This is a genomic window from Abyssibacter profundi, from assembly GCF_003151135.1.
Classification (GTDB): domain Bacteria; phylum Pseudomonadota; class Gammaproteobacteria; order Nevskiales; family OUC007; genus Abyssibacter; species Abyssibacter profundi.
The window spans coordinates 1-1,322 of sequence record NZ_QEQK01000028.1 but is presented as its reverse complement, the minus strand read 5'-3'; the positions used below and the strand labels follow the sequence as shown (position 1 = coordinate 1,322).

The following is a 1,322-nucleotide window of genomic DNA, read 5'->3' as shown; positions in this document are numbered from 1 at the left end:
GGACTGAACCGCCCCGGGTTTCTCGGAGGCTCCAAAGCTTGAGAGGATGGAGCGATGGGAAGACAGCAAGTGCGGTACTCGCCGGAGGTACGGGAACGGGGTGTTCGGCTGGTGCTGGAGCACCAGCACGAGCACGGGTCTCAATGGGCTGCGATTCAGTCGATCGCGCCGAAATTGGGTTGCACGCCTGAGACGCTGCGCAAGTGGGTGCGGCGGGCTGAGCGGGATCAGGGCCGGAGGCCCGGTCCAACCAGCGACCATCAGCAACGCATGAAGGAGTTGGAGCGGGAGAACCGTGAGCTTCGGCGGGCAAATGAGATCTTGCGCAAGGCCTCGGCATATTTCGCCCAGGCGGAGCTCGACCGCCGACCGAAGTGATGGTCCGATTCATCGACGATCATTGTCACGAGTACGGCGTCGAGCCGATCTGCCGAGTGCTGCCGATCGCGCCGTCCACGTATCACCTGCACAAGACGCGAGAAGCCGATCCTGCGCTGCTACCGGCTCGAGCGCTCCGCGATTCCGAGCTGAGCGTCGAGATCCGCCGGGTCTGGGAGGAGAACTTCCGGGTCTACGGGGTCCGCAAGGTCTGGCGCCAGTTGCAGCGTGAGGGCATCACGGCAGCCCGCTGCACAGTCGAGCGCCTGATGAAGCAGATGGGTATCCAGGGCGTGGTCCGCGGCAAGAAGGCGTTCACCACGGTCGTGGACGACGAGCTCGAGCGGGCCCGGGACAAGGTCCGGCGGGACTTCACCGCCACCCGGCCGAACCAGCTTTGGGTCTCGGACCTGACCTACGTCGCCACCTGGGTGGGGTTCGCCTACGTGGCCTTCGTGATCGACGTCTACGCCCGGATGATCGTGGGCTGGCGGGTGTCCCGCTCCCTGCGCAGCGACCTGGCGCTGGACGCGCTGGAGCAGGCTCTGCATGCCCGTGGGCTGGACCAGAAGGGGCAACTGATCCACCACAGCGACCGCGGGGTCCAGTACCTGTCGCTGAAGTACACCGACCGACTCAAGGAAGCGGGCATCGAGCCGTCGGTCGGCAGCGTGGGCGACTCCTACGACAATGCGCTGGCCGAGACCATCAACGGCTTGTACAAGGCCGAGCTCATCTGGCGACGAGGCCCGTGGCGCAGCATCGATGCCGTCGAAATCGGCACGCTGGAATGGGTCGACTGGTTCAACAACCGCCGCATCATGGAATCGATCGGCAATGTCCCGCCGATCGAGCGCGAAGCGGCTTACTATTCACAGATTGAGGGTCAGGCGATGGCCGCCTGACTCAAACCTATGAGCCTCCGGGATTCCCGGGGCGGTTCA

The 1,322-nt window shown here is 64.8% G+C and carries 1 protein-coding gene and 1 other annotated feature; the gene reads left to right on the top strand.

The genetic code is table 11. The features are described 5' to 3' along the window. Positions 1-54: 54 nt before the first annotated feature. Positions 55-1,283 (top strand): IS3 family transposase gene (locus DEH80_RS17010; protein WP_438938298.1). Its coding sequence is split into 2 segments (ribosomal slippage): positions 55-346 and positions 346-1,283, totalling 1,230 coding nucleotides; the frame shifts between segments, so codons are not numbered across the junction. Next, positions 336-452 (top strand) — a sequence feature (AL1L pseudoknot). Its footprint overlaps the gene before it by 117 nt. Positions 1,284-1,322: the final 39 nt, after the last annotated feature.